The 24,214-nt window shown below is 54.3% G+C and carries 25 protein-coding genes and 1 other annotated feature; of the genes, 23 read left to right on the top strand and 2 right to left on the bottom strand.

The window, feature by feature from the left end; genetic code table 11:
- Window positions 1-19 precede the first annotated feature (19 nt).
- The 10 genes from dxs (at window position 20) to leuD (ending at window position 11,491) form a co-directional block, all read left to right on the top strand.
- Complete coding sequence (dxs, locus tag DWV16_RS02695; protein ID WP_242863677.1) at window positions 20-1,885, top strand: 1-deoxy-D-xylulose-5-phosphate synthase; 1,866 nt, start codon at window positions 20-22, stop codon at window positions 1,883-1,885.
- Between the two features lie 24 nt (window positions 1,886-1,909).
- Window positions 1,910-2,710: a TlyA family RNA methyltransferase gene (locus tag DWV16_RS02690; protein WP_118477727.1), complete on the top strand. Its 801-nt coding sequence runs from the start codon at window positions 1,910-1,912 to the stop codon at window positions 2,708-2,710.
- Window positions 2,711-2,722: 12 nt separating this feature from the next.
- Window positions 2,723-3,586, top strand: coding sequence for an NAD(+)/NADH kinase (locus tag DWV16_RS02685; protein WP_118477726.1), 864 nt, complete (start codon window positions 2,723-2,725; stop codon window positions 3,584-3,586).
- A complete protein-coding gene (argR, locus tag DWV16_RS02680; protein ID WP_066459467.1) occupies window positions 3,583-4,044 on the top strand; it encodes an arginine repressor in 462 nt (153 codons plus the stop codon). The genes DWV16_RS02685 and argR overlap by 4 nt, the downstream gene beginning before the upstream one ends.
- A 34-nt stretch (window positions 4,045-4,078) precedes the next feature.
- Complete coding sequence (gene recN, locus DWV16_RS02675; protein WP_118477725.1) at window positions 4,079-5,746, top strand: DNA repair protein RecN; 1,668 nt, start codon at window positions 4,079-4,081, stop codon at window positions 5,744-5,746.
- 129 nt (window positions 5,747-5,875) lie between these two features.
- Window positions 5,876-7,102: a tyrosine--tRNA ligase gene (gene tyrS, locus DWV16_RS02670; RefSeq protein WP_118477724.1), complete on the top strand. Its 1,227-nt coding sequence runs from the start codon at window positions 5,876-5,878 to the stop codon at window positions 7,100-7,102.
- Between the two features lie 41 nt (window positions 7,103-7,143).
- Complete coding sequence (locus tag DWV16_RS02665) at window positions 7,144-7,752, top strand: ECF transporter S component (protein WP_118477723.1); 609 nt, start codon at window positions 7,144-7,146, stop codon at window positions 7,750-7,752.
- A gap of 69 nt (window positions 7,753-7,821) precedes the next feature.
- Window positions 7,822-8,068: a binding site (T-box leader), on the top strand.
- 99 nt (window positions 8,069-8,167) lie between these two features.
- A complete protein-coding gene (locus DWV16_RS02660; RefSeq protein ID WP_118477825.1) occupies window positions 8,168-9,706 on the top strand; it encodes a 2-isopropylmalate synthase in 1,539 nt (512 codons plus the stop codon).
- Between the two features lie 20 nt (window positions 9,707-9,726).
- Entirely contained in the window at window positions 9,727-10,986 is a 1,260-nt protein-coding gene (leuC, locus tag DWV16_RS02655; RefSeq protein ID WP_118477722.1) for a 3-isopropylmalate dehydratase large subunit, read from the top strand.
- Window positions 10,987-10,999: 13 nt separating this feature from the next.
- Entirely contained in the window at window positions 11,000-11,491 is a 492-nt protein-coding gene (gene leuD / locus DWV16_RS02650) for a 3-isopropylmalate dehydratase small subunit (RefSeq protein WP_066459474.1), read from the top strand.
- 50 nt (window positions 11,492-11,541) lie between these two features.
- Here leuD and DWV16_RS02645 read toward each other — a convergent pair whose 3' ends face one another.
- On the bottom strand, window positions 11,542-11,814 hold the full coding sequence (locus tag DWV16_RS02645; protein ID WP_118477721.1) for a hypothetical protein: 273 nt from the start codon (window positions 11,812-11,814) through the stop codon (window positions 11,542-11,544).
- A 298-nt stretch (window positions 11,815-12,112) separates the two neighbouring features.
- Between DWV16_RS02645 and DWV16_RS02640 the strand changes: the two genes are divergently transcribed.
- The 3 genes from DWV16_RS02640 (at window position 12,113) to sigG (ending at window position 14,607) form a co-directional block, all read left to right on the top strand.
- Window positions 12,113-12,925 carry a sigma-E processing peptidase SpoIIGA gene (locus tag DWV16_RS02640; RefSeq protein WP_158572758.1) on the top strand — a complete coding sequence of 271 codons (813 nt, stop codon included), beginning with the start codon at window positions 12,113-12,115 and terminating at the stop codon, window positions 12,923-12,925.
- 38 nt (window positions 12,926-12,963) lie between these two features.
- On the top strand, window positions 12,964-13,692 hold the full coding sequence (gene sigE, locus DWV16_RS02635; protein ID WP_118477719.1) for an RNA polymerase sporulation sigma factor SigE: 729 nt from the start codon (window positions 12,964-12,966) through the stop codon (window positions 13,690-13,692).
- Window positions 13,693-13,836: 144 nt separating this feature from the next.
- Window positions 13,837-14,607, top strand: a complete 771-nt coding sequence (sigG, locus tag DWV16_RS02630; RefSeq protein WP_199719756.1) for an RNA polymerase sporulation sigma factor SigG — start codon at window positions 13,837-13,839, stop codon at window positions 14,605-14,607.
- 70 nt (window positions 14,608-14,677) lie between these two features.
- Here the strand turns inward: sigG and DWV16_RS02625 are convergent, their stop codons facing one another.
- The gene (locus DWV16_RS02625) at window positions 14,678-16,120 is read right to left on the bottom strand and encodes a sodium-dependent transporter (protein WP_118477718.1); all 1,443 of its coding nucleotides are present in this window, start codon (window positions 16,118-16,120) and stop codon (window positions 14,678-14,680) included.
- A 107-nt stretch (window positions 16,121-16,227) separates the two neighbouring features.
- Between DWV16_RS02625 and DWV16_RS02620 the strand changes: the two genes are divergently transcribed.
- From DWV16_RS02620 to DWV16_RS19495, 10 genes are all read left to right on the top strand, one after another.
- Window positions 16,228-16,530, top strand: coding sequence for a YlmC/YmxH family sporulation protein (locus DWV16_RS02620; RefSeq protein WP_079988293.1), 303 nt, complete (start codon window positions 16,228-16,230; stop codon window positions 16,528-16,530).
- Between the two features lie 204 nt (window positions 16,531-16,734).
- Window positions 16,735-17,481 (top strand): 30S ribosomal protein S2, encoded by a 747-nt coding sequence (gene rpsB, locus DWV16_RS02615; RefSeq protein WP_066460477.1) that lies wholly within the window; start codon window positions 16,735-16,737, stop codon window positions 17,479-17,481.
- Between the two features lie 36 nt (window positions 17,482-17,517).
- On the top strand, window positions 17,518-18,438 hold the full coding sequence (gene tsf / locus DWV16_RS02610) for a translation elongation factor Ts (RefSeq protein ID WP_066459487.1): 921 nt from the start codon (window positions 17,518-17,520) through the stop codon (window positions 18,436-18,438).
- A 206-nt stretch (window positions 18,439-18,644) separates the two neighbouring features.
- Window positions 18,645-19,355, top strand: coding sequence for a UMP kinase (gene pyrH / locus DWV16_RS02605; RefSeq protein ID WP_066459488.1), 711 nt, complete (start codon window positions 18,645-18,647; stop codon window positions 19,353-19,355).
- 3 nt (window positions 19,356-19,358) lie between these two features.
- The gene (gene frr, locus DWV16_RS02600; protein ID WP_066459489.1) at window positions 19,359-19,913 is read left to right on the top strand and encodes a ribosome recycling factor; all 555 of its coding nucleotides are present in this window, start codon (window positions 19,359-19,361) and stop codon (window positions 19,911-19,913) included.
- A 54-nt stretch (window positions 19,914-19,967) separates the two neighbouring features.
- Window positions 19,968-20,696, top strand: coding sequence for an isoprenyl transferase (locus DWV16_RS02595; protein WP_066459494.1), 729 nt, complete (start codon window positions 19,968-19,970; stop codon window positions 20,694-20,696).
- 77 nt (window positions 20,697-20,773) lie between these two features.
- Window positions 20,774-21,616: a phosphatidate cytidylyltransferase gene (locus tag DWV16_RS02590; protein ID WP_066459495.1), complete on the top strand. Its 843-nt coding sequence runs from the start codon at window positions 20,774-20,776 to the stop codon at window positions 21,614-21,616.
- 19 nt (window positions 21,617-21,635) lie between these two features.
- Entirely contained in the window at window positions 21,636-22,793 is a 1,158-nt protein-coding gene (locus tag DWV16_RS02585) for a 1-deoxy-D-xylulose-5-phosphate reductoisomerase (protein ID WP_118477717.1), read from the top strand.
- Window positions 22,794-22,854: 61 nt separating this feature from the next.
- Window positions 22,855-23,898 (top strand): RIP metalloprotease, encoded by a 1,044-nt coding sequence (locus tag DWV16_RS02580; protein WP_118477716.1) that lies wholly within the window; start codon window positions 22,855-22,857, stop codon window positions 23,896-23,898.
- A 19-nt stretch (window positions 23,899-23,917) separates the two neighbouring features.
- The coding region (locus tag DWV16_RS19495) for a flavodoxin-dependent (E)-4-hydroxy-3-methylbut-2-enyl-diphosphate synthase (RefSeq protein WP_243007261.1) at window positions 23,918-24,214 on the top strand (297 nt) is incomplete at its 3' end.

The raw sequence follows: 24,214 nt of genomic DNA, 5'->3' as shown, positions 1-24,214 counted from the left end.
AGAGACATGGGGTGAAATCTTGGCAAAATATAACCTTCTCAATACATTGACCTTGCCCGGCGACCTGAAAAAACTTGGCGAAGAACAGCAAAAGCTGCTTTGCTGGGAGATCCGGCAGAAGCTGATCCGCACGGTGTCGGAAAACGGCGGGCATCTGGCTTCCAACTTGGGGACGGTTGAGCTGACGGTCGCACTACATACGGTGTTCGACCTGCCGGACGATTCAATTGTCTGGGATGTGGGGCACCAATGTTACACCCATAAACTGCTCACCGGACGTGCTGACCGGTTTTCGACCATCCGGCAGGAGGACGGCCTTTCCGGATTTCCGCGCCCGAGTGAGAGCAAATACGACTGCTTCATTGCGGGGCATGCGAGCACCTCGATTTCCGCCGCATGCGGGCTTGCAAAGGCGAAAACCTTGTCAGGAGATCCGCACCATGTGATCGCGGTCGTGGGTGACGGCGCATTCACCGGCGGAATGGTATATGAAGGGCTCAACAATGCCGGACGCAGCAGCGACAGGCTGATTGTTGTGCTCAATGACAATGAGATGTCGATCTCAAAAAGTGTCGGCTCTTTTGCCCGCTATCTCGCGGCAAAACGCGCTTCGGACGGTTATCTGAACCTCAAGGATAAAGTGGAGGGAGCGCTTGTCAAAATTCCGGTCGTGGGCGAAAGCGTGCGCGACGTGGTCAAGCAGTCGAAGGATATGTTCCGCCAGGCGATCTATCACAGCAACCTCTTTGAGGATCTCGGTTTTTATTATCTCGGACCGGTTGACGGACATGACCTGCCGGTGCTCATTAAGATGCTGGAACGCGCCAAAGAGGTCGATCGGCCGGTCTTGGTCCATGTGAACACCGTGAAGGGCAAAGGTTACCCGTTTGCGGAGCAGGACCCTTCAAAATTCCATGGCGTGGGACAGTTCAACCGCTCGAACGGCCATACCAAAACGCCGGGCGCGTCCTTTTCTTCGGAATTTGGCAGGATGCTGACGGGCCTTGCTGAAAAAGATGATAAGATCGTTGCCATTACAGCCGCCATGCAGGACGGGACGGGGCTTACGCCGTTCGCACAGAAATTTGGGGACAAAAATCGTTTCTTCGATGTGGGAATCGCGGAGGAACACGCCGTGACTTTTTCCTGTGGGCTTGCCGCGGGCGGGCTGCGGCCGGTTTTTGCGGTCTATTCCACTTTTTTGCAGCGCGGATTTGATCAGTTGATCCATGATGCCGCGATCGAAAAACAGCATATTGTCCTGGCTGTGGACCGTGCCGGGATCGTCGGGGATGACGGCGAGACGCATCAGGGGCTTTATGACGCGGCGTTCCTGAGTGAAATTGCAAACTGTGTGGTCTATTCTCCCGCAACCTTCCGGGATCTTCAATATGCGCTGGAACGGGCGCTTTATCATACCGATGGGATCGCCGCGGTACGCTACCCGCGCGGCGGTGAACCGGAGCTTTCAGATCCGGCTTTTTCCGCGGCGGAGGATTATACCCATATCTCGAGCGGCGGCGACACGCTGCTCATCACCTATGGCCGGGAGACTTCGGAGGTTTATAAAGCGGTGAAACTTCTGGAGGCGCAGCATAAAAAAGCCGACCTGCTCAAACTGTGCAAAATCCATCCGCTCCCGGAGGAATGCGTGCAGATCGCACGAAAGTATCGCACCATCCTTTTTGTGGAGGAAGGCGTGCGCAGCGGCGGGATCGGGGAGCATTTCCTCGCGGCGCTTTCGGCCGCGCGTTACCGCGGCCGGATGAGCATCCGCGCCATTGAAAACCCATGCATCCGCCAGATGGCGGTCCCTGCAGCACTCAAATCCTGCGGATTGGACGCACAGTCGATTGCGCAAACAGTTGCAGAGCTTTACTTTTGATTTCTGACGAACCGGGAGGGCGGCGTGAAGACAAGACTGGATATCCTGCTGGTGGAGAACGGTTCTTTTCCAAGCAGGGAAAAGGCGAAAGCCGTGATTATGGCCGGACAGGTCTATGTGGACAACCAGAAGGCCGATAAGCCGGGCATGGAGATAAAGCCCGGCGCAAAGATTGAAGTGCGCGGGGAAACGCTCAGATATGTCAGCCGGGGCGGGCTGAAACTGGAAAAGGCAATGGCCGTTTTTCCGATCACGCTGGCGGGAAAGACCTGTATGGACATCGGCGCGTCAACCGGCGGTTTCACCGACTGTATGCTGCAAAACGGCGCAGCGAAGGTCTACGCGGTGGATGTGGGGTATGGACAGCTTGCATGGAGTCTGCGCAGCGACGAACGGGTTGTGAACCTGGAACGCACCAACATCCGGGGTGTGACAAAGCAGCAGATCCCGGACCCGGTTTCTTTCGTGAGTGTTGACGTGTCGTTTATCTCGCTCAAATTGGTGCTTCCGGTGGCGGCCGCCCTGCTCGAACCGGACGGCGAGGCGGTCTGCTTGGTCAAACCGCAGTTTGAGGCCGGCCGCGAGAAGGTCGGGAAGAAGGGCGTGGTACGCGAGCGGGCCACCCACATCGAAGTTTTGCGGAACGCCTGCCAGTATGCCCGGGAGAACGGATTTGCGGTCTGTGGAATCGATTTTTCTCCGGTCAAGGGGCCGGAAGGCAACATCGAATACCTGATGTACCTGCAAAAAGCCGCGGGCGGCGACTCGGTTAATGATGAGATGGTAAAGTCGCTTGTTGAACAGTCCCACACAGATCTGGATTAGGAGAATACCGCTATGATGGGAAAAAAAGTGCTGATTATGCCGAACCTCACAAGGGACAACACTCTTTGTCTGATGGAGCCGCTCATCCGGCGGCTGCATTCCTGCGCCTGTGCCATCCTGATGGATGAGAAGTACGCAGGCCGTTTTACAGGCGTGCATTTTGCCCCGTTTGACGAGCAGATCACCGGCTGCGACGTGATCATCACGGTCGGTGGCGACGGTACGATTCTGCACAGTGCAAAGCATGCAATGCAACATCAAAAGCCGCTTTTGGGGATCAACTCCGGACGGCTCGGCTACCTGGCGCAGCTGGAACCGAACGAGATGGAATACCTTGACCGGCTTGCGGACGGGGATTATACCATCGAAAACCGGATGATGCTCGAGATGCGCGTCGGCAGCGATCCACAGCTGTATTACGCGCTCAACGACGTGGTGATCGCAAAGGGTGGACACGCCCGGTTGGTTGATCTGGAAATTCTTGACGGAAATGGGCAGCCGGTGGGCAGCTACCGGGCGGATGGGCTCATTTTTGCAACGCCGACCGGCTCGACAGCTTATTCGCTCTCGGCGGGTGGACCGATCGTAGACCCGGTGATCGACACGATCGTTCTCACGCCGATCTGCCCGCATTCGCTGTATGACCGTTCGATTTTGCTTTCGCCGCGGATGCAGCTGAATGTACGCAGTAAATTTGTCAATAATTCGGATAATATCGTGGTCAGTGTGGACGGCGAACGGATTGCCGGGCTGGACGCGGACCGGCAGGTGCGGATTCAAAAATCAGAAAGAACCGTCCCGTTTATCAATTTTGCCGAAAAGACCTTTACCGGTATTCTCAGTAAGAAACTCAAATCCAGGGGGGAAGGCGTATGAAAGCAAAGCGACATGCCAAAATTTTGGAGCTGATCAATTCACGGCCGATTGAAACGCAGGACGAACTGCTGGGCCTTCTGGCGGACAATGGGTTTCCGGTGACCCAGGCGACTATCTCCCGCGACATCAAAGAGCTGCGGCTGATAAAAACCCTGACACCGGATGGAAAATATCACTACACAGCGCATGGGGAAGCGCCAAAAAGCGAGATGAGCAATAAATTCCTGGTGATTTTCTCCGAATCGGTCAAGGAGGTCGATTCAGCGGGAAATATCCTGGTGATTAAATGCTACACCGGCATGGCGAACGCGGTCTGCGCGGCGCTCGATACGCTGCATTGGAACGGGGTGGTTGGAACCATTGCGGGGGATGACACCATGCTGGCGATCATGCGGGACGACCATAATGCCCGCGAACTGGTCATGCAGCTGCGGAAGATGATGTCCGCGTCAAACTGACGGCGCGGAAAATTGGCAAGTAAGGGGTGAGCAGATGCTTTCACAGCTTTACATAAACAACGTCGCAGTCATCAGTGAGGCGACGATCGATTTTGCTGAGGGGCTCAATGTCTTTACCGGCGAAACCGGTGCGGGAAAAACGATCCTCATCAGCGCAATTAACGCGGTGCTGGGGGAGCGCGCTTCAAAGGAAATGATCCGCACCGGCGAACAGAAAGCCGCAATTTCGGCGCTGTTCACCGGGATTTCTGACGAGGCCTGCAAGGCGCTTGGAGAAGCGGGTTATTCGGACGATGACGGCTCGGTGCTGATTGCGCGGGAGATTTCCGCCGATGGCAAGTCGAGTTGCCGGTTGAACGGCCGCCCAGCGACTGCATCGATTCTGAAGACTGTTTCCAGCCTGCTCATCAATGTGCATGGACAGCACGACAATCAACAGCTCCTCTCACCGGGAAAACACCTTGGCTTCATCGACAGCTACGGGGAGCTTGCGCCGCTGTCGGCAAAATACCGGCAGGCGTATCACGCCTATATGGAGGTGCGCCGGGAGCTTGAAAGCGTCGACACTGACGAGGCGGAAAAGGCCCGCAGGATCGATTTGCTCAGCTATCAGATCAATGAAATCGACGCGGCGAACCTGCAGCCGGACGAGGAAGAGGATCTGCGTTCCCAACGCAAGCTGATGAAGAACGCGCTCAGCGTCACCGAAGCGCTTGGCGGCAGCATCGCGATTCTTGATGGGGACGAGCAGACACGCGGACTTACCGGCCTGCTAGGCGCATTGATGGAAAATATGCAGCAGGCCGCAAAATACATGGAGGAGGCGCAGCCGCTTTCCGAGCGGCTTACCGACATCTTTTACGAGGTGGAAGGGATGGGCGCGGATATCCATGACCTTCTGGAGAATTTCGACTGCGATCCGGGACGGCTTGATGAGGTGGAACGGCGGCTTGACGCAATCTACACCCTCAAAAAGAAATACGGCGCGGATATCCCGGCGGTGCTCGCCTTTCGCGACGCGGCGCAGGAGGAGCTGTCCCAGATCGAGTCGTCCGATGCGCGCGCAGAGAAGCTGCGCGGCCAGCTTGGCGCGCTGCTTGCGCAGGCCGAAAAGCTGGCGAAGGAACTTTCCGAAAAGCGGATCCAGGCGGCCGCACGTTTCACGAAAGCAGTGATGGATGAGCTTGCATTTCTCGATATGCCGTCGGTGCGGCTCTCGGTCATCCGGCGGGAAAAGCCGCTTTCGCCGGATGGAATCGATGATATGGAGCTGTTTATCGCGACCAACTTGGGTGAGGAGGCGAAGTCACTCGCAAAGATCGCTTCGGGCGGTGAACTTTCCCGCATCATGCTTTCGATCAAAAATGTGCTTGCCGACCGGGACGGCATCGGTACGCTGATCTTTGACGAGGTCGATACAGGCGTTTCCGGACGCGCGGCGCAGAAAATCGGGCAGAAGCTCGCTCAGGTTGCCCAGAACCGGCAGGTCATCGTTGTGACCCACCTCGCACAGGTCGCGTCGTTCGCAAAACAGCATCTATACATCTCCAAACAGACCCATGACAATCGAACCTTCACCACGATCCAGCCGCTTGACCGCGAGGCGCGCGTGCGGGAGCTCGCGCGAATCGTGGGCGGGGAAAAGGTGAGTGAGATCGCGCTTTCGCATGCGCGGGAAATGCTTTCGGATGCCGGAAACTAAGAAAATCCGCATAAAAAGCCGCGTGAAGGCTTGTTATTTGAAAAATCACATGTTATACTATGGGTGCCGTTTCGCACATTAACGTGAAACAGTGTGCCAATGAAATTGAAATTACAAGGAGAAAGATCGATGACAGTTTTCGAAGAATTAACCCGACGCGGCCTGATCGCGCAGATGACGCACCCGGAAAAGATTGAGGAACTTCTCAATAAGGAGAAGGTGACCTTCTATATCGGGTTCGACGCAACCGCGGACAGCCTGCATGTCGGCCATTTTCTTCAGCTGGTCGTGATGCGCCGCCTGCAGCTTGCGGGACACCGTCCGATCGCCCTGCTGGGCACCGGCACGACCATGGTCGGCGACCCGACCGGCCGCACCGATATGCGCAAGATGCTCACCCCTGAGGAGATCAATTATAACGCTGAATGTTTCAAGCGCCAGATGGAGAAATTTATTGACTTCTCGGACGGCAAGGCGCTGATGCTCAGAAACGGCGACTGGCTCCTCAAACTGAACTATATCGAGCTTTTGCGCGATGTCGGCGTCTATTTCTCGGTCAACCAGATGCTCACGATGGACAGCGTCAAGACACGCCTCGAACGCGGGCTCTCCTTCCTGGAATTTAACTATATGATCATGCAGAGCTACGACTTCTTAAAGCTGCACCGTGATTACGGCTGCATGTTGGAGGTCGGCGGCAACGACCAGTGGGCCAATATCCTGGGCGGGATCGATCTGACCCGACGCGTGACCGGCGACGAGGTCTATGGGATGACCTTCACGCTGCTCACCACCAAAGAGGGCAAGAAGATGGGCAAGACCGAAAACGGCGCCGTCTGGCTCGATCCCAATAAGACCTCCCCTTACGAGTTTTTCCAGTACTGGAGAAACGTCGGGGACGACGATGTTGTGAACTGCCTCAAGCTGCTCACTTTCCTGCCGGTCGAAGAGATCGAAGCGATGGAAAAGTGGGAAGGCAGCGAGCTCAACAAGGCGAAGGAGATCCTTGCCTTTGAACTCTGTAAGATGGTCCACGGCGAAACCGAGGCCCAGAAGGCGCTCGACGCCGCGCGCGCGCTGTTCGGCGCGGGAACCTCAAGCGATGACATGCCGTCCACCACAATCTCCGCTTCCGATTTTGCGGATGGGAAGATCAGTGTGGTCGACCTGCTTGTAAAGTCCGGTCTGGCGCCGTCAAAGGGCGAAGCCAAGCGCCTGATCCAGCAGGGCGGTATCTCTGTCGATGATGTAAAGGTTTCTGACTTTGCGGAAGCTGTAGCTGCCGACGCGTTCGGAAAAGGTCATGTGATTCTCAAAAAGGGTAAGAAGGTTTACCATAAGGTCCTGTTGGGCTGACGGGAAACAGCGATAGCGATAAAGATGCGGGAGGCGCGGTTATGGCGGGTAAATTTTCATCCACGAAATATCTGACGATGCTTGGCCTGCTTGCCGCGCTGACCATCCTTCTCGGCATCACGCCGCTCGGCTTCATCCAGACGCCGGTCATCAAGGCGACGATTATGCACGTTCCGGTCATTTTGGGCGGCGTGCTGCTCGGCCCGATGGCGGGCGGGGTTCTCGGCGGACTGATGGGCCTTATGAGTATTTTGTCAAACACTACCGCGCCAACCCTCACTTCGTTTGTCTTTACGCCAATGCTGGGGAATTTCTGGAGTATTGTGGTGGCGATGGTTCCGCGGATCTGCATTGGGATTGTTGCGGCATATGTTTTTCGGGGGCTTGTAAAGCTCTGGCCCAAAAGCGACCTTCCGGCGTTTATCGGCGCGGGGCTTTTGGGGTCGCTTACCAATACGGTGCTGGTTATGGCGGGAATCTATATCTTTTTTGGCAAGCGGTATGCTGCTGCCAAGGGGATCGATTTTTCCGCGCTTTTTAAGATGATCATCGGTGTGATCGCGGTTTCCGGTACGATCGAGGCTGCGATTGCAACCTTTCTGACACTGACCGTCGGAAAGCCGCTGGCCAAAATCCTGAAACGCTCCTGACAGAATTTTTAAAAATAACGCTTGACAAATTCTTTTTCCAGCGTTATGATAGCAACCAAGATCAATATCCCAAAGGCTATGACGGGGAACAAAACACACCCAGCGTGTCGCAGAGAGCTGCCGGATGGTGCAAGGCAGTACCGCGGATGTGCGTATAACTCGCCCCTGAGCTTCCAGCCAAAAGCCGTGCGGCAAGTAGGTGTGGACGGTATCTCACCGTTATCTTGAGAGCGCATTGTTAGATGCGGCCGAGCGGGCCGGTTTTCCGGTCAACAAGAGTGGTACCACGGAAGTTTTTAAAACCTTCGTCTCTTCTAAAGAGACGAAGGTTTTTTTGTTTACCGCCACGCTTTGGGTGAAAACCTTTTTTCGGCTGCGAAACAAAGAACGAACGAAAAGAAGAAAGGTGAACGACATGAGCCAGAAAATTAAAATCTTTGACACGACCCTGCGCGACGGCGAGCAATCGCCCGGCTGCAGCATGAATCTGAAGGAGAAGCTCGAGATGGCGCGCCAGCTTGAACGGCTGGGCGTGGATATCATTGAAGCGGGGTTCCCGGTATCTTCGCCGGATGATTTTGAATCGGTCAAACAGATTTCCCAGACCGTGAAGAACTGCACGGTAGCCGGACTCGCACGCAGCGTTGAAGGGGATATCCAGCGCGCCTACGACGCGGTGAAATTCTCCGAATCCCCGCGGGTCCATGTTTTTATCGCGACCAGCGACATCCACATGCAGTATAAGCTCAAGATGACCCGGGAGCAGGTGGTTGAACGGGTGGCGTACATGGTCCGATTTGCCCGAAGTCTCTGCAGCGACATTGAGTTTTCCGCCGAGGACGCTTCCCGCAGTGATCGAGATTTCCTGGTGCGGGTGTTCGACACGGCGATTGCGGCCGGTGCAACCACCATCAATATCCCAGACACCACCGGCTATGCGACGCCAACCGAGATGTACGACCTGGTCTTTTACATCAAATCCCATCTGCAGAACCCGCATGTGGACATTTCAGTGCATAACCACGACGATCTGGGGCTCGCGGTGGCCACATCGCTCGCCTGTGTCAAGGCGGGGGCCACCCAGCTCGAATGTACCATCAACGGAATTGGTGAACGTGCCGGTAACGCGGCGCTCGAAGAGATTGTCATGGGCATTAAGCCCCGCCGCGACTATTACGATGCCGAAACAGGAATCGACACCAAGCAGATTTACCGCACCAGCAAGCTGCTTTCCACCATCACCGGCGTGCCGATCGCGCCCAATAAATCGATTGTCGGCGCGAACGCTTTCGCACATGAAAGCGGTATCCATCAGCACGGCGTGCTGGCCAACCGCGAAACCTACGAGATCATGCAGCCGGAGGACGTTGGCGTCAACAAGAACACGATGGTTTTGGGCAAGCATTCCGGCAAACATGCTTTTGCCGACCGCATCTCCGAGCTGGGTTACAGGATGAGCGAGGAGGACATCGCGGCGGCGTTCGAGCGCTTCAAGGTGCTGGCCGACCGCAAAAAGGACATCACCGACCGCGACATCGAGGCGCTTATCAGCGCGACCGCCGTCAACGACGTCAAACAAACCTATTCGCTTAAGAGTTTTGTCATCAATTCCGGTACAGTCATCTCGGCGACTGCTGTGGTGCGGCTTGTCAAGGACGGGGAGGAATTTGAACATGTGGCGCGCGGAGAAGGCCCGATTGACGCGGCGTTCAAGGCGATCGACCGGATTGTAAAGCGCCAGACCAAACTCGAAAACTGGACCATTCAGGCGGTTACCGAGGGCGAAGACGCGCTGGGAGAGGCGATCAGCAAGATCACCTGTGAAGGCAACCTTGTCACTGGGCGCGGGCTTTCCCCAGATATCCTGGAGGCAAGTATCCGCAGCTATATCAACGCAATCAATAAAGCGATCGCGCTTTCCGGCAACGTGAAGGCCGATCTTTCCGGGAAATAAGCGCAAAAGGAGCGAGAAAAATGGGAATGACCATGAGCCAGAAAATTCTGGCGAAAAAAGCGGGCCTCGAATCGGTTGTGGCGGGACAGCTGATCAACGCGGATATCGACCTGGTGCTCGGCAATGACATCACCACGCCGGTGGCGATCGATGAGTTTGAAAAGTATGGTTTCGACAGTATCTACAGCAAATCCGGCATCGCAATCGTGCTCGACCACTTCACCCCGAACAAGGATATCAAGGCGGCGCAGCTTTCTAAACGCTGCCGGGAGTTCGCGAACAAATACGATGTGGTAAACTATTTCGACGTGGGCGAAATGGGCATCGAACATGCGCTTCTGCCGGAAAAGGGCCTGGTTGCCCCGGGCGAGCTGGTGGTCGGCGCGGACAGCCACACCTGCACTTACGGCGCGCTTGGCGCTTTTTCGACCGGCTTCGGCTCGACCGATATGGCCGCCGCGATGGCGACCGGAAAAGGCTGGTTCAAGGTCCCGTCCGCAATCCGATTCAATCTGACCGGAAAGCCGGGCAAATGGGTGAGCGGCAAGGACGTCATCCTGCACATCATCGGCATGATCGGCGTGGACGGGGCGCTCTACAAATCGATGGAGTTCGGCGGGGCGGGGCTTGGGAACCTTTCGATCGATGACCGTCTCACCATGGCGAATATGGCGATCGAAGCGGGTGGCAAAAACGGCATCTTCGAAGTCGACGAAGTGACACTGGCCTATGAAAAAGGCCGTGTCAATCGGACTTTTGAGATCTTCACGCCCGACCCTGACGCGGAATATGAGCGGGTCATTGATATCGACCTTTCGGCGCTGCGCCCGACCGTTTCCTTCCCGCATCTGCCGGAGAACACAAAGACCATCGACGAGGTCGGAGACGTCGCGATCGACCAGGTGGTTATCGGGTCCTGTACCAACGGGAGGCTCAGTGACCTCGCGGCGGCGGCAGAGATTCTGAAGGGGAAAAAGCTTGCGAAAAATGTACGCTGCATCGTCATCCCCGGAACCCAGCAGATCTACCGCGAGGCGATGCATGCAGGTTACTTTGATATCTTCCTGGAGGCAGGCTGCGCCATCTCCACACCGACCTGCGGTCCATGCCTCGGCGGATATATGGGAATCCTGGCGGAGGGCGAGCGGTGCGTGGCGACGACCAACCGCAACTTTGTCGGCAGGATGGGCCATGTAAAATCGGAAGTATACCTTGCGTCCCCGGCGGTTGCCGCCGCGAGCGCTGTTGCAGGGAAAATTGCAGATCCTGAAAAAGTTTGAGGAGGCGGTCAGAATGAAAGCAGTAGGAACAGTCCATAAATATGGAGACAACATCGATACCGATGTGATCATCCCGGCGCGTTGTCTCAACATCTCCGACCGCAGGGAGCTCGCGGACCACTGCATGGAGGATATCGACAGGGAATTCGTCAAAAAGGTAAGGCCCGGGGATATCATGATCGGCGGATTCAACTTTGGCTGCGGGTCCTCGCGGGAACACGCTCCGATGGTCATCAAGGAGAACGGGGTTTCCTGCGTTATCGCAAAGACCTTCGCGCGGATCTTCTACCGCAATGCGATCAATATCGGCCTGCCGATCCTGGAATGCGAGGCGGCCAGCGACGCGATTGAAAACGGCGACCGGGTTGAGGTGGACTTTGACACCGGTGTGATCAAAAACCTCACCAAAAATGAAAGCTACACAGCAATTCCGTTCCCGGCATTTATCAAGGAAATCATCGATGCGAACGGGCTGCTCAGCTGGGTCAAACGAAATCAGAAATGATAAAGAAAAAGGCCGGCGGAAACATTTGTTTCCGCCGGCCTTTTTCGCCTTCACGCGGTCTGGCAGGGACAGGGTTTATTCGACTTTCTGGCTGCGCAGTAAAGATCCTGGCAGCAGAGCCAACGGGGATGCGCAAAATCGGGCCAGAAGGTATTGCGGCAAGCCTCCGGGAAAAGTCCGCAGCAGCCGTCCTGGTCGCAGCACAGGCGCAGCGGACGGTCGGGACCGCAGCCGCAGCCATCCTCATAGATTGGATACCATTCACAGTTGAGCCCTTCGCTTTTGTCAGGGCATCCGCTCACGGGGGTGATTTTGCAGTTCATACAGGTCCTTTTGCGGCAGTTACAGTTGCAATTACAATTGCAAACGCAGTGGCATCCGCACTGACACCTGTTGTTACAACAACAAGCCATAAAATAATCACACCTTTTGTTCAGAATTAATGTATAGATAAGGTACAGCTCACAATGGAAGATACATTCGCTGTTCCTTCTCATTCTATGCAGGACGCGTCTTTCTTGTTAGCAGAGAATATTTCTCGTCTGCTTGTTTCGACAGAAAGAAAACTTGTCCGGTACCTATAATATAGTTTGTGGACTAGACGGAAGGATGGCGTTCGGTATGACAGTTTATGCGGATGTGCTTGTGGTGGTGAATTATATCATAAATCTCCTGCTCCTGCTCGCATCCGGCAAGCTGCTCGGCCTGGTCATGCGCAGGCGGCGGCTCTTTTTTGCCGCATTGCTGGGCGCGTTTGGTTCGCTCATCATCTTTCTGCCTTATATCGGCGTTTGGTTCCAGGCGCTTTATAAGCTGCTGCTTGCCGCTGCAATGGCCGCGACAGCGTTTGGCGCAAGGCCATGGCAGCGCTTTTTAAAAGCGTTGCTCATGACTTTCGCGGTCAGTTTTATCTTTGCGGGATTTCTGCTGGCGGTGTCCTTTTTCCTTGCGCCGGCTGGGATGCTTTTTTATAACGGAGTGGTCTATTTCGATATCTCGGCGCTTATGCTGATTTTTTCGACCACGGCGGCCTATCTGCTGCTGAGCCTGCTGGAGAAGCTCTTCGCCGGCCGTACGCATGAGAAGAAACTCTACGATGTGACCGTTTCGGTAAGTGGGAAAACGGTGTCCTTCAAAGGTCTGGCGGATACCGGAAGCAGCCTCAGGGAACCGTTTTCCGGCGCGCCAGTGATTGTCTGCGACCGGGAACTGGCCGGGAAGGTGAGGCCGGATGAAAGCGTCAGCTTCCGGGTGATCCCCTGTTTGACCGTGACCGGGCAGGGGACGCTTGAAGGATTTCATCCGGATGAGGTCACCATCGTCGGGGATGGAAAACAGATCAAGACCTCCGATGTCTATATCGCGTCCAGCCGCGAGCCGATTGGCGGGGAGTACCAAGCGCTTTTAAATCCGCAGCTTGTGGATCGCGGCTGAATTTTGCATCAGGCAACAGGGAAAGGTGGATTTTAGCAATGACAGTCTTTAAAATCGGATGGGCCCGATATTTGGCAGACCGCATCAGGGCGTTGCTGTGGCGCCTGCGGCTGGGCCGCGGGATCTACTATATCAATGGACCGGAGACCTTGCCCGCTCCGCTTTCCAAGGAGGAGGAAAAAAAGGTTTTTGCCCGGCTGGAACAGAATGATGAATCCGCGAAGGAAACGCTTACAGTACATAATCTGCGGCTGGTCGTCTACATTGCGAAGAAATTTGAATCGACCGGCATCTGTGTGGAAGATCTCATTTCCATCGGGACAATCGGGCTGATCAAGGCGGTCAACACCTTCTGCCCGCAGAAAAATATCAAACTGGCAACTTATGCTTCCCGCTGTATTGAAAATGAAATCCTGATGCACCTGCGCAAAAATGCGTCGCACAAAAATGAAATATCGATCGACGAGCCGCTCAACATCGACTGGGACGGCAATGAGCTGCTTCTTTCGGATATCCTCGGCACTGATCCTGACAGTATCAACCGCCCAATCGAGGATGAAGCCGAGAAAAACCTACTGCTCGGCGCTGTCGAACATCTTTCAGACCGCGAGCGGATGATCATGCAGATGCGGTTTGGGCTCTGCGGGCAGGAGGAAAAAACGCAGAAGGAAGTGGCGGATATCATCGGGATTTCCCAATCGTATATTTCTCGGTTGGAAAAACGGATCATCAAAAAGCTGAAAAAAGAACTGGAAAAGATTATATAAACCAATAATTACCCAAAAGGCCCGTATGGAAAATCATGCGGGCCTTTTGGGTAATTATTGGTAAGCTGTAAATGCTGTATGTTTGATTTGGACCCCGTCCATACTAGATTCTGTAAAGATAATTGGTGGATGGGGTGCGGGAACGTGTACTATAATAAAGTGGAAATCTGCGGAATCAATACTTCAAAATTGCCCGTATTGAAGGAAAAGGAGAAGATAGAGCTTTTAAAACGCATCCGGGAGGGAGACGAAAGAGCACGGGATGAAATGATCAGCGGGAACCTGCGCCTGGTGCTTTCGGTGGTGCAGAAATTCACCAATCGCGGTGAAAATCTGGACGATCTGTTCCAGGTGGGCTGCATTGGACTCATCAAAGCCATTGATAATTTCGACCCGAACCAGAATGTCCGTTTTTCCACCTATGGGGTCCCGATGATCATCGGCGAGATCCGGCGGCATCTGCGGGACAACAATTCGGTCCGCGTCAGCCGTTCGCTGCGGGATATGGCCTATAAAGCGATGCAGGCGAAGGAAGCGCTGATCGGACGCAATGCAAAGGAACCGACTGTGGATGAGATCGCCGCCGAAATGGGTGTGAAAAAAGAGGAGGTCGTACTCGCGCTCGAAGCGATTGTCGAGCCGATGTCCCTGTATGAACCGGTCTATTCGGATGGAGGCGACACGATCTTCGTGATGGATCAGGTGGGGGATCGAGACGGCGAAAGCGATTGGATGGATGAAATCGCGATCAAGGAAGCGATGAAAAGCCTGGGGGAGCGGGAAAAGCGGATTTTAAGCCTTCGTTTTTTTGTGGGCAAAACCCAGATGGAAGTCGCAAAGGAAATCGGTATTTCACAGGCACAGGTTTCCCGGTTGGAAAAAGGCGCGCTCGACTGGATCAAAAAGCACATCTGAATTCAGCTGCGCATATGAAACATGCGGCAAAGAGAAAAATGCCCGGCCATTGGCCGGGCATTTTTGCAGATCAATGGAACAGGGCGGACAGCTTATTGAGCAGCTGGAATTTTTCGTTATACCCCTGCAGAAAAATCACAAGGACAATCAGCGGCAGGATATAACTGACATAACAGCGCGTCCAGGCAGGAAACTTGATCCCATCGCCCTGGTCCGCTTCCGCCAGGAAATTTTTCCATCCCCAGCCGTACCGGGAGGTACAGAAAAGCAGGTAAATGAGCGATCCGATTGGGAGCAGATTATTGCTGATGATGAAATCTTCGAGGTCCTGGATTGTCGAACCTGCGCCGAAGGGCGCGAAATCGCTCCATAGGTTGAAGCCGAGCACACAGGGCATCGATAGCAGAATAATTGCGGCGATATTGAAGAGAACGGCTTTTTTGCGCGGCCAGTGCCATAGATCCATAGCGAAAGAAACGATATTTTCAAATACGGCGATGATGGTGGAGAAGGCCGAAAAGGTCAGGAACATGAAGAACAGGCTTCCCCAAAGCCGTCCGCCGGGCATTGCGTTGAAAATATTCGGCAGGGTGATGAACACAAGGCCGGGCCCCTGGCCCGGATCGACCTGGAAGGCCGAACAGGCGGGAAAAATTACAAGGCCGGACATCAGTGCCACAAAGGTGTCGAGCAGGGTGATATTGATCGATTCCCCGGTCAGCGAGCGGTCGCGGCCGATGTAACTGCCGAAGATCGCCATCGCGCCGATGCCGAGGCTCAGCGTGAAGAACGCCTGCCCCATGGCGGCATAGATGACCGTCCCAGTCCCCTGTTCGGAAATTTTGCTGAAATCGGGCATCAGATAAAAACGCAGGCCCTCGGAAGCGCCGGGCAATGTGACCGAACGCACAACAAGGCAAAGGATGACAACCAGCAGACAGCTCATCATGACCTTTGTGATCCGTTCAACGCCGTTTTTGAGCCCCATCGAGCAAACGCCGAAACCGATCAGTACAACCGTGATCATGCATATGGTCATAAGGACCGGCTGTGCAAGCATGGCATTGAAAACCGCGCCGACCTCCTCCGGGTTTTTTCCGGAAAATTCCCCCGCGGCCATCTTGAAGAAATAGATGATCATCCAGCCACAGACGGTGGTGTAGAACATCATCAGCAGATAATTCCCGGCCATGGCTCCGTAACTGTACCAATGCCATTTGGTACCCTTAGGTTCCAGCACGTGGAAGGAAAGCGCGGCGCTCTTCTGGCTGGCCCGGCCGACTGAAAATTCCATCACCATGATCGGCAGGCCGAGCACCACCAGGAAAAACAGATAGATCAGTACAAATGCCGCACCGCCGTACTGTCCGGTGATATATGGAAAGCGCCAGACATTTCCAAGCCCGATGGCACAGCCCGCCGAGATCAGCAGAAAGCCAAGGCGGGAAGAAAATTTCTCTCTTTGCAAATGCAACACCTCTTCAATATTTATAGCGCGATTATCATATGGCATTTCCAGAAAAAAGTCAAATTACCAGAAACAGCTCTATTCTACTTTGCCCCAGCATATACTGTAATGGAATTTTTTGCATTTTTTGCATGATAAAAGGAGGGGCCATGATGTTTTGCAGGCTGGGTGATTTGCGCAGCAAGTATGTGATCAATGTCCGAAACGGCTGTAAACTCGGATATGTGGACGATGTGGAGATCGATACGGTGAGTGCCGGGGTCAATTCGATCGTGATCAGGGGAAAGCTCCGGTTTTTCGGAATTCTTGGGCGGGAAGAAGATATTATTATCCCGTGGGAGGATATCGAAGTGATCGGGGAGGACACCATCCTGGTGAACCATGTGCTTCCGCCAAGCCGTGAGGAGCATAAAAAGTCCGGAGGCGGGTTCTTTCATATTCTGACCGAGGATTAGCACGAAAACCGGACGGCGGAATTTTTTTTAAATTGGCACTTGCATGTTTCCTCTTTTTGTGGTAATATATTACGGCTGGTATGTAGAGATTACCTGCAAAACACACACCGTGCGATTGTCTTGTCGGGTGTCCCGGACGTTTCGGGATGATAAGGCGAGCGGATGCATGGTGGCGGAAAAATAACCGAAAGAGAGGAATTTATCATGGGCGTAGTATCAATGAAACAACTTCTGGAGGCAGGCGTACACTTCGGTCATCAGACCCGGCGGTGGAACCCCAAAATGGCGCGTTACATCTTCACCGAGCGTAACGGCATCTATATCATCGACCTGCAGAAGACCGTCAAGAAACTGGACGAGGCTTATATGTTCGTGCGCGACCTGGCTGCGAACGGCGGAAATGTCCTGTTTGTCGGAACCAAAAAACAGGCCGGAGATTCGGTCCGCGAGGAAGCGACCCGCGCGGGAGCTTACTATGTAAATGCCCGCTGGCTCGGCGGCATGCTCACCAACTTCAAGACCATCCGCCGCAGGATCGAGCGTCTTGCTCAGCTGCGCAAGATGGAAGAGGACGGCACCTTTGACCGTCTGCCGAAGAAAGAAGTCATCAAGCTCGAGCTTGAGATCGAGAAACTCGAAAAATTCCTGGGCGGCATCAAAGAGATGAAGAGACTGCCGGCGGCGCTCTTCATTGTTGACCCGCGCAAAGAGAAGATCGCGGTTGCGGAAGCCCGCAAACTCGGTATCCCCATTGTTGCGATCGTTGACACCAACTGCGATCCGGACGAAATCGATTATGTTATTCCCGGCAATGACGATGCGATCCGCGCCGTCAAGCTGCTTTCCGCCACCATTGCGGACGCGATCATTGAAGGCCGTCAGGGCGATATGAGCGCTGCTCCGGAAGAAGCGGAAGCAAAAGAGAATGAAACCGACGAAGCTGCCGAATAATAACTTTAATCGAAACGAATACGGAGGTTATGCAAAATGGCATTTACTGCAAAAGATGTACAGGCGCTCAGAGAGAAAACCGGCGTTGGCATGATGGAGTGCAAAAAAGCGCTCACCGCGACCGACGGCGATATGGATAAAGCAATTGAAGTGCTCCGTGAAAAGGGCTTGGCGGCTGCCGCGAAAAAATCCGGCAGAATCGCCGCCGAAGGCGTTGTACTTGCGATGGTCGACGACGCGACCAAGGTCGGCGTTGTGATCGAAGTCAACTCTGAAACCGATTTTGTCGCCAAGAACGAGAAGTTTATGGAGTTTGTCACTGCCTGCGCGAAAACTGTCGCGGCCAATAAGCCCGCAGACGTCGACGCGCTGATGCAGATGCAGATGGTTGGGTCTTCCATGACTGTCGAAGAGGAGTTGCGTGACAAGATTCTTACCATCGGTGAGAATATGAAGATCCGCCGCTTCATTTACGCGGAAGGCGATGTTGTCACCTATGTGCATGGTGGCGGCAGAATCGGCGTTATGGTCACCTTCGACACCGATGTGGCCGGTAAAGATGGCTTTACCGAGTATGCGAAGGATGTCGCGATGCAGATTGCCGCGCTGAGCCCGGCTTATCTGGATGAAGCTTCGGTTCCGGCTGAAGTGATTGAGAAGGAGAAGGAAATCCTCACCGCTCAGATCCAGAACGATGAAAAGCTTAAGAACAAACCTGCGCAGATCATCGCCAAAATGGTTGACGGCAGAATCAGCAAATATTATAAAGAGAACTGCCTCGTCGACCAGGCGTTTGTTAAGAATGGTGATATGACCGTCGGTCAGTATACCGCTGAGATGGCAAAGACTTTGGGCGGTTCGATCAAAATTACCGGTTTCGTTCGTTATGAGAAGGGCGAAGGCCTTGAGAAACGCAGCGACAACTTCGCGGACGAAGTTGCCAGCATGATGAAATAAGACTTGAGATCCAAAGCGCTCCCAGCTGGTGCCGGGGGCGCTTTTGCATTTTCCAAGGCCGGGAATACCAACTGGAATGGAAGCATTTTTATGGAACCTTTTGTGTTTTTTGCTCGGAAGACTTTACTTTATTTTGTGGTTATTGTAAAATAGGTTAGTATAGGTATACCATTGCTATGACAAAATTTACGATATGGAGGTATTCCATGCCACTGAAGTATAAGCGGGTGCTTTTAAAGCTCAGCGGGGAAGCACTTGCGGGAGACAAAAAAATCGGGCTTGATTATGACGTGGTGTTCCGCATTTGCCAGAGCATCAAAAAAAGTGTGGATCTTGGCGCACAGATTGGAATCGTCGTGGGGGGCGGAAACTTTTTCCGCGGACGTTCAAGCGGCCAGATGGATCGGACCCGCGCCGATCATATGGGGATGCTTGCCACGGTGATGAACTCGCTGGCAATTGCAGACGCGCTGGAGGCGCAGGGCGTCCAGGTACGGGTACAGACGGCGATCACCATGCAGCAGATCGCGGAACCATATATTCGTTCCCGTGCGATCCGCCACTTTGAAAAAGGGCGCGTTGTGGTGTTCGGCTGTGGGACAGGTAATCCGTTCTTTTCAACCGATACGGCATCTTCGCTGCGCGCGGCGGAAATCGACGCGGACATCATCCTGAAGGCGACCATGGTTGACGGCGTCTATGATTGCGACCCGAATATTTATCCCAACGCGGTCAAATATGACGAGGTCACCTTCCAGGAGGTGCTGGAAAAAGGGCTTAAAGTGATGGACAGCACCGCTGCTGCGATGTGTAAGGATAACCATATCCCGGTGCTTGTGTTCAGTCTCTCCAATCCTGATAACATTCTCTCGGCAATAAAAGGTGAAAAAATTGGTACAATAGTCAAGGAGGATTAAGTCATGAAGGAAAAAGTTCAGGTGTATAACGACAAGATGGAAAAAACTATTGCCGTTCTGGAAAAGGAATTCGCGGCCATCCGCGCCGGACGCGCAAACCCGGCTGTTCTTGACAAGGTTATGGTCGATTATTACGGCACTCCTACGCAGGTGCAGTCGATGGCGGCGATTTCGGTCGCGGAAGCGCGTATTCTGGTCATCCAGCCATGGGACAAATCCACACTGAAACCGATTGAGAAGGCGATCCAGGCATCGGATATCGGCATCAACCCAACCAATGACGGTTCGGTGATCCGCATCGTGTTTCCGCCGCTGACCGAGGAACGCAGAAAAGAGATCTGTAAACAGATCCGCAAGCAGGGCGAGGAAGCCAAGGTAGCGATCCGTTCTATCCGCCGCGACGCGAATGAGAAGTTCAAAGCGCTCAAAAAATCGAGCGAAGTCAGCGAGGACGAGATCAAGGATTTGGAAGACGACGTTCAGAAGCTGACCGATAAGTTCTGCAAACGCATCGATGAGATCTCCGCGAAGAAGGAAAAGGAAATCCTCGAGATCTGATTATGATATAACGCATGCGCGGCGTACCGGCGTGCGCATGGAATGGAGCTTCGCATGGCAAAATCTTTGCTGGCTGGTGTACCGGCTGAAAAATTGCCGGTACACATCGGCTTTATAATGGATGGGAACGGCCGGTGGGCGGCGAAGCGTGGGCTTCCCCGCAGCGCTGGCCACCGGCAGGGCGCGGACGTATTTGGAAAGATTGCACAGTACTGCCGCAGTATTGGGATCAAGTACATCACCGTGTATGCCTTTTCCACCGAAAACTGGAAGCGTCCGGCTGACGAAGTCGAGGCGCTTATGGATTTACTGCGGCGTTACCTTTCTGAAACGTTCAAGCATCAGGAGGAAAATGCCCGTATACGCTTTTTGGGGGAGCGCGGACCATTGGCCGCGGACATTCGGGAAATGATGGAGCGGGTGGAGGATGGCAGCAGAGATAATACAGCCATCAACATCAATATCGCACTCAATTACGGCGGACGTGACGAAATTGTGCATGCGGTACGCAAGCTCGCGCGCCGCTGCGCGGACGGTTTGCTCTCGCCAAACGAGATCGACGAACAGGCGCTGTCCAGCGCGATGTATACCGCCGGGCAGCCCGATCCGGATCTGATTATCCGGCCAAGCGGGGAACTGCGCACCTCGAATTTCCTGCTCTGGCAGTCCGCCTATGCGGAACTGGTCTTTATGGATGTCTTGTGGCCGGATTTCACACCGGAATATCTCGATCAGGCAATCTTGGAGTATGTCAACCGGGAGCGCCGGTTCGGCGGTATCTGACCCCAATCTTTCGTCAGAGCCTCACGCACGGGCCTGACCGTCATAAATAGAATGGTGCGGCAGATTGGAGTGCCCTCATGAAGCAAAGAATCATCAGTTCCGCAATCGGGCTGGTTGTATTGTTTTTGGTTCTGGTACTGTTTGAAACAGCTGTGCTCAACGTTGCCATTATGCTGATTGCGCTGATCGCGGTTTATGAGCTGCTCGCGGCGACCGGATGCTGGAAAGCAAACCGGCTCTTTTCCGCGGTTGCTTTGGTGTTTTCCGCAGTTATCCCTTTTATCTCAATGAGCTGGATTGCACGGAATCTGATCCTGATTTGTTATATCTTTGTGGTTGCGATCTTCTCGATTTTGCTGCGCAACCATATGTCATTCCGCATTGAACAGGTGGCGATGGGCTTCATGTTCTGCATCATGATCCCGTTTTCGCTGACGACCATTGTCTATCTGCGCGACCGCTGGGGCGCTGCCCTGAGTATTTTCTACGTGCTGCTCGCACTGGGCAGCGCATGGCTCTCGGACACGGGGGCCTATTTTGCGGGCCGCGCATTTGGAAAGCATAAGCTTGCGCCTTACATAAGCCCAAAAAAGACGGTGGAAGGCGCTATCGGAGGCGCGATGTTTGCGGAGGTCATGATCCAGCTGGTCATGTGGCTCTATTCGCTTGCGTCGGCTTATTTTGGACATCCGATCAGTATCCATTACGGCTGGCTTCTGGCGATTGTACCGTTTTTGTCGGCGGTCAGCATTTTGGGAGACCTTTCCGCGTCGGTCATCAAGCGCCAGTTCGGTGTGAAGGATTACGGTTCGATCATGCCCGGGCATGGCGGCGTCATGGACCGCTTCGACAGCGCGCTCATGGTGATCCCGCTGGTCTTTATCATCAGCCAGCACCTGCCGCTGGCGCAACTCGTTTAATTGGGAAGTGAGCGGTATTTTGAAAAAGAGAATCGCACTGTTGGGTTCGACCGGTTCGATCGGAACCCAGACACTGACAAGCTGCAAAAGCTTGGGATATGGGGTCAACGTCCTGGCCGCAAACAGAAGCGTTGACCTGCTCGAACAGCAGGCGAGGGAATTTACCCCTCGCTATGTTGTCGTTTCGGACAAAAACGCCTATACCGATCTGAAAACGCGGTTGGCCGACACGGACATCCGGCTGCTGGCGGGCGTGGAAGGCATGTGCGAGGCTGCGCAGCTTGCAGAGAACGATATCGTCTGCAATGCAGTCGTCGGTATGGTGGGTCTACAGCCAACGCTGGCGGCGATCGGGGCGAAAAAGACGGTTGCGCTTGCCAACAAGGAAACGCTGGTCGCAGGCGGGAAGCTCGTAACTGAGACCGCCGCCGCAAACGGAGTGGAGATTCTGCCGGTCGACAGCGAGCACAGCGCTATCTTCCAGTCGCTGCAGGGCAACGACCGCAAAGCACTCAAGAAGATCATCCTGACCGCGTCGGGCGGGCCGTTTCGCGGTAAAACAGCGGCTGAGCTCGAAAATGTCACGGTGAAAGAGGCGCTCAAGCATCCGAACTGGGAAATGGGGGCAAAGATCACGATCGATTCCGCGACGCTGATGAACAAGGGGCTCGAGTTCATCGAGGCAATGTGGCTCTTTAATCTTATGCCGGAGCAGATCGAAGTGGTGATCCATCCACAGAGCGTGATCCATTCGGCGGTGGAGTACATAGACGGTTCAGTGATCGCACAGCTTGGCGTGCCGGATATGGTGATCCCGATCCAGTATGCGCTGACCTATCCGCAGCGGGAACCGACCGCGGTGCAGCGGCTGTCACTCACCGATTATGGCAAGCTTACCTTTGAAAAGCCGGATTTTGAAACCTTTGCCTGCCTGCGGCACTGTATTGAGGCGATCCGGCGCGGCGGGCTGTATCCCTGCGCGGTCAATGGTGCGAACGAGCAAGCGGTGGCGCTGTTTCTCGCGGGAAAGATCAAATTCCAGGAGATTGGGCGCTGTGTAGGGCATGTTCTGGAAAATTTTAAATGTAAAGTGGAAAAGCATTACACATTGAAGGAAGTATTGGAGACCGATCGGCAGGCGCGGGAGATGGTTTTGGAATATTGCCGTGGGAGATAAGAATACTATGATAGGAAGGCATTTCTCCCAATTTTAATCGATCGATCGTGAGGAAACGTTTATGAGTGTTATTTTTCAGGTGATTGTGGCGGTCCTTGTGTTCGGACTGTTGATTTTTATCCATGAGCTCGGCCATTTCACGGTCGGCAAGCTCTCCGGGATGCGGGTCAACGAGTTCGCCATTGGCATGGGCCCGGCGCTTTTCTCCTGGCACAAGGGCGAAACGCAGTATTCGCTGCGCGCGCTGCCAGTTGGCGGCTATGTCTCGGTGGAGGGCGAGGACGAGGACAGCACTGACCCGCGCGCCTTCTGCAATGTTATGCTCTGGAAACGGATTCTCTTCGTCTGCGCGGGCGCGATCATGAACCTGTTGCTTGGCTTTATCATCCTTTCAATCCTGGTGGGCATGCGCACAACGCTGCCCACGACCACCATTTCGGAATTTCACCCTGACCCGGCGGACGGCGCGGCAGCAGTGAGCAACGAAAAATTGATGGTGGGCGATAAAATTCTCAAGATCAACGGCACCAGCGTATTCACCTCAAACGACATCACCTTTTCGATGATCAGCGACCGGGACGGGGTTGTGGACTTCACGGTCCTGCGCGACGGGCAGAAGCTGGAAATTCCCCAGGTGCAGTTCAAGATGGACACGGCCGAGGACGGGACGCGGCTTATTAATCTGGACTTTTATGTTTATTCGGCGGAAAAGACCTTCCTGAACAGTGTGCAGTACACGGTGCTGTGGATGTTTTCAATCGTACGGCAGGTGTGGCTCTCCTTCCTCAATCTGATCACCGGCAACTTTACACTTGCGGAGCTTTCCGGGCCGGTCGGCGTTTCGACGGTGATCGGGCAGGCGAGTACGGCCGGGCTGAAAACGCTGCTCACACTTGTGGGGTTCATCACGGTCAACATTGGCGTTTTTAATCTTCTGCCGGTTCCGGCTCTTGACGGCGGCAGGCTCATCTTCCTGCTGATCGAGCTGGTGATCCGCCGGCCGGTCAATCCCAAGTATGAGGGATTTGTGCACGCGGCGGGATTCATCCTGCTGATGGGGCTGATGCTGGTTGTCACGCTCAATGATATTGTAAAGCTGTTTTAATGCGAAAAGGAGTCGTCTTATGTCAAGGACAGTGAAAATCGGGAACCTTACGATCGGCGGAGGCAATCGCGTTGCCATCCAGTCGATGTTAAATACCCGCGCGGACGACATATCCGGCAGCGTCGCGCAGGCCAAGGCTTTGGAGGCCGCCGGATGCGAAATCCTGCGCATGGCGGTGCCGGAAATTTCCGCTGTGAAGCTGGTGGAGGCGGTGAAGGAAGCTGTTTCGATCCCGCTCGTGGCGGACATCCACTTCGACTACCGGATCGCGCTGGCATGTGTTTGCGCCGGGATCGACAAGATTCGGATCAACCCC

The sequence above is a fragment of the Anaerotruncus sp. AF02-27 genome (assembly GCF_003465835.1).
Lineage (GTDB): Bacteria > Bacillota > Clostridia > Oscillospirales > Ruminococcaceae > Anaerotruncus > Anaerotruncus rubiinfantis.
Note: the sequence above shows the minus strand (reverse complement) of the source record. Positions and strands in the feature narration are given on the sequence as shown.

Coding starts and splice junctions, on each gene's coding strand:
- DWV16_RS02685 (WP_118477726.1), top strand. CDS start 2,723: ATGATGGGAAAAAAAGTGCTGATTATGCCGAACCTCACAAGGGACAAC.
- argR (WP_066459467.1), top strand. CDS start 3,583: ATGAAAGCAAAGCGACATGCCAAAATTTTGGAGCTGATCAATTCACGG.
- recN (WP_118477725.1), top strand. CDS start 4,079: ATGCTTTCACAGCTTTACATAAACAACGTCGCAGTCATCAGTGAGGCG.
- tyrS (WP_118477724.1), top strand. CDS start 5,876: ATGACAGTTTTCGAAGAATTAACCCGACGCGGCCTGATCGCGCAGATG.
- DWV16_RS02665 (WP_118477723.1), top strand. CDS start 7,144: ATGGCGGGTAAATTTTCATCCACGAAATATCTGACGATGCTTGGCCTG.
- DWV16_RS02660 (WP_118477825.1), top strand. CDS start 8,168: ATGAGCCAGAAAATTAAAATCTTTGACACGACCCTGCGCGACGGCGAG.
- leuC (WP_118477722.1), top strand. CDS start 9,727: ATGGGAATGACCATGAGCCAGAAAATTCTGGCGAAAAAAGCGGGCCTC.
- leuD (WP_066459474.1), top strand. CDS start 11,000: ATGAAAGCAGTAGGAACAGTCCATAAATATGGAGACAACATCGATACC.
- DWV16_RS02645 (WP_118477721.1), bottom strand. CDS start 11,814: ATGAACTGCAAAATCACCCCCGTGAGCGGATGCCCTGACAAAAGCGAA.
- DWV16_RS02640 (WP_158572758.1), top strand. CDS start 12,113: ATGACAGTTTATGCGGATGTGCTTGTGGTGGTGAATTATATCATAAAT.
- sigE (WP_118477719.1), top strand. CDS start 12,964: ATGACAGTCTTTAAAATCGGATGGGCCCGATATTTGGCAGACCGCATC.
- DWV16_RS02625 (WP_118477718.1), bottom strand. CDS start 16,120: ATGCCATATGATAATCGCGCTATAAATATTGAAGAGGTGTTGCATTTG.
- DWV16_RS02620 (WP_079988293.1), top strand. CDS start 16,228: ATGTTTTGCAGGCTGGGTGATTTGCGCAGCAAGTATGTGATCAATGTC.
- rpsB (WP_066460477.1), top strand. CDS start 16,735: ATGGGCGTAGTATCAATGAAACAACTTCTGGAGGCAGGCGTACACTTC.
- tsf (WP_066459487.1), top strand. CDS start 17,518: ATGGCATTTACTGCAAAAGATGTACAGGCGCTCAGAGAGAAAACCGGC.
- pyrH (WP_066459488.1), top strand. CDS start 18,645: ATGCCACTGAAGTATAAGCGGGTGCTTTTAAAGCTCAGCGGGGAAGCA.
- frr (WP_066459489.1), top strand. CDS start 19,359: ATGAAGGAAAAAGTTCAGGTGTATAACGACAAGATGGAAAAAACTATT.
- DWV16_RS02595 (WP_066459494.1), top strand. CDS start 19,968: ATGGCAAAATCTTTGCTGGCTGGTGTACCGGCTGAAAAATTGCCGGTA.
- DWV16_RS02590 (WP_066459495.1), top strand. CDS start 20,774: ATGAAGCAAAGAATCATCAGTTCCGCAATCGGGCTGGTTGTATTGTTT.
- DWV16_RS02580 (WP_118477716.1), top strand. CDS start 22,855: ATGAGTGTTATTTTTCAGGTGATTGTGGCGGTCCTTGTGTTCGGACTG.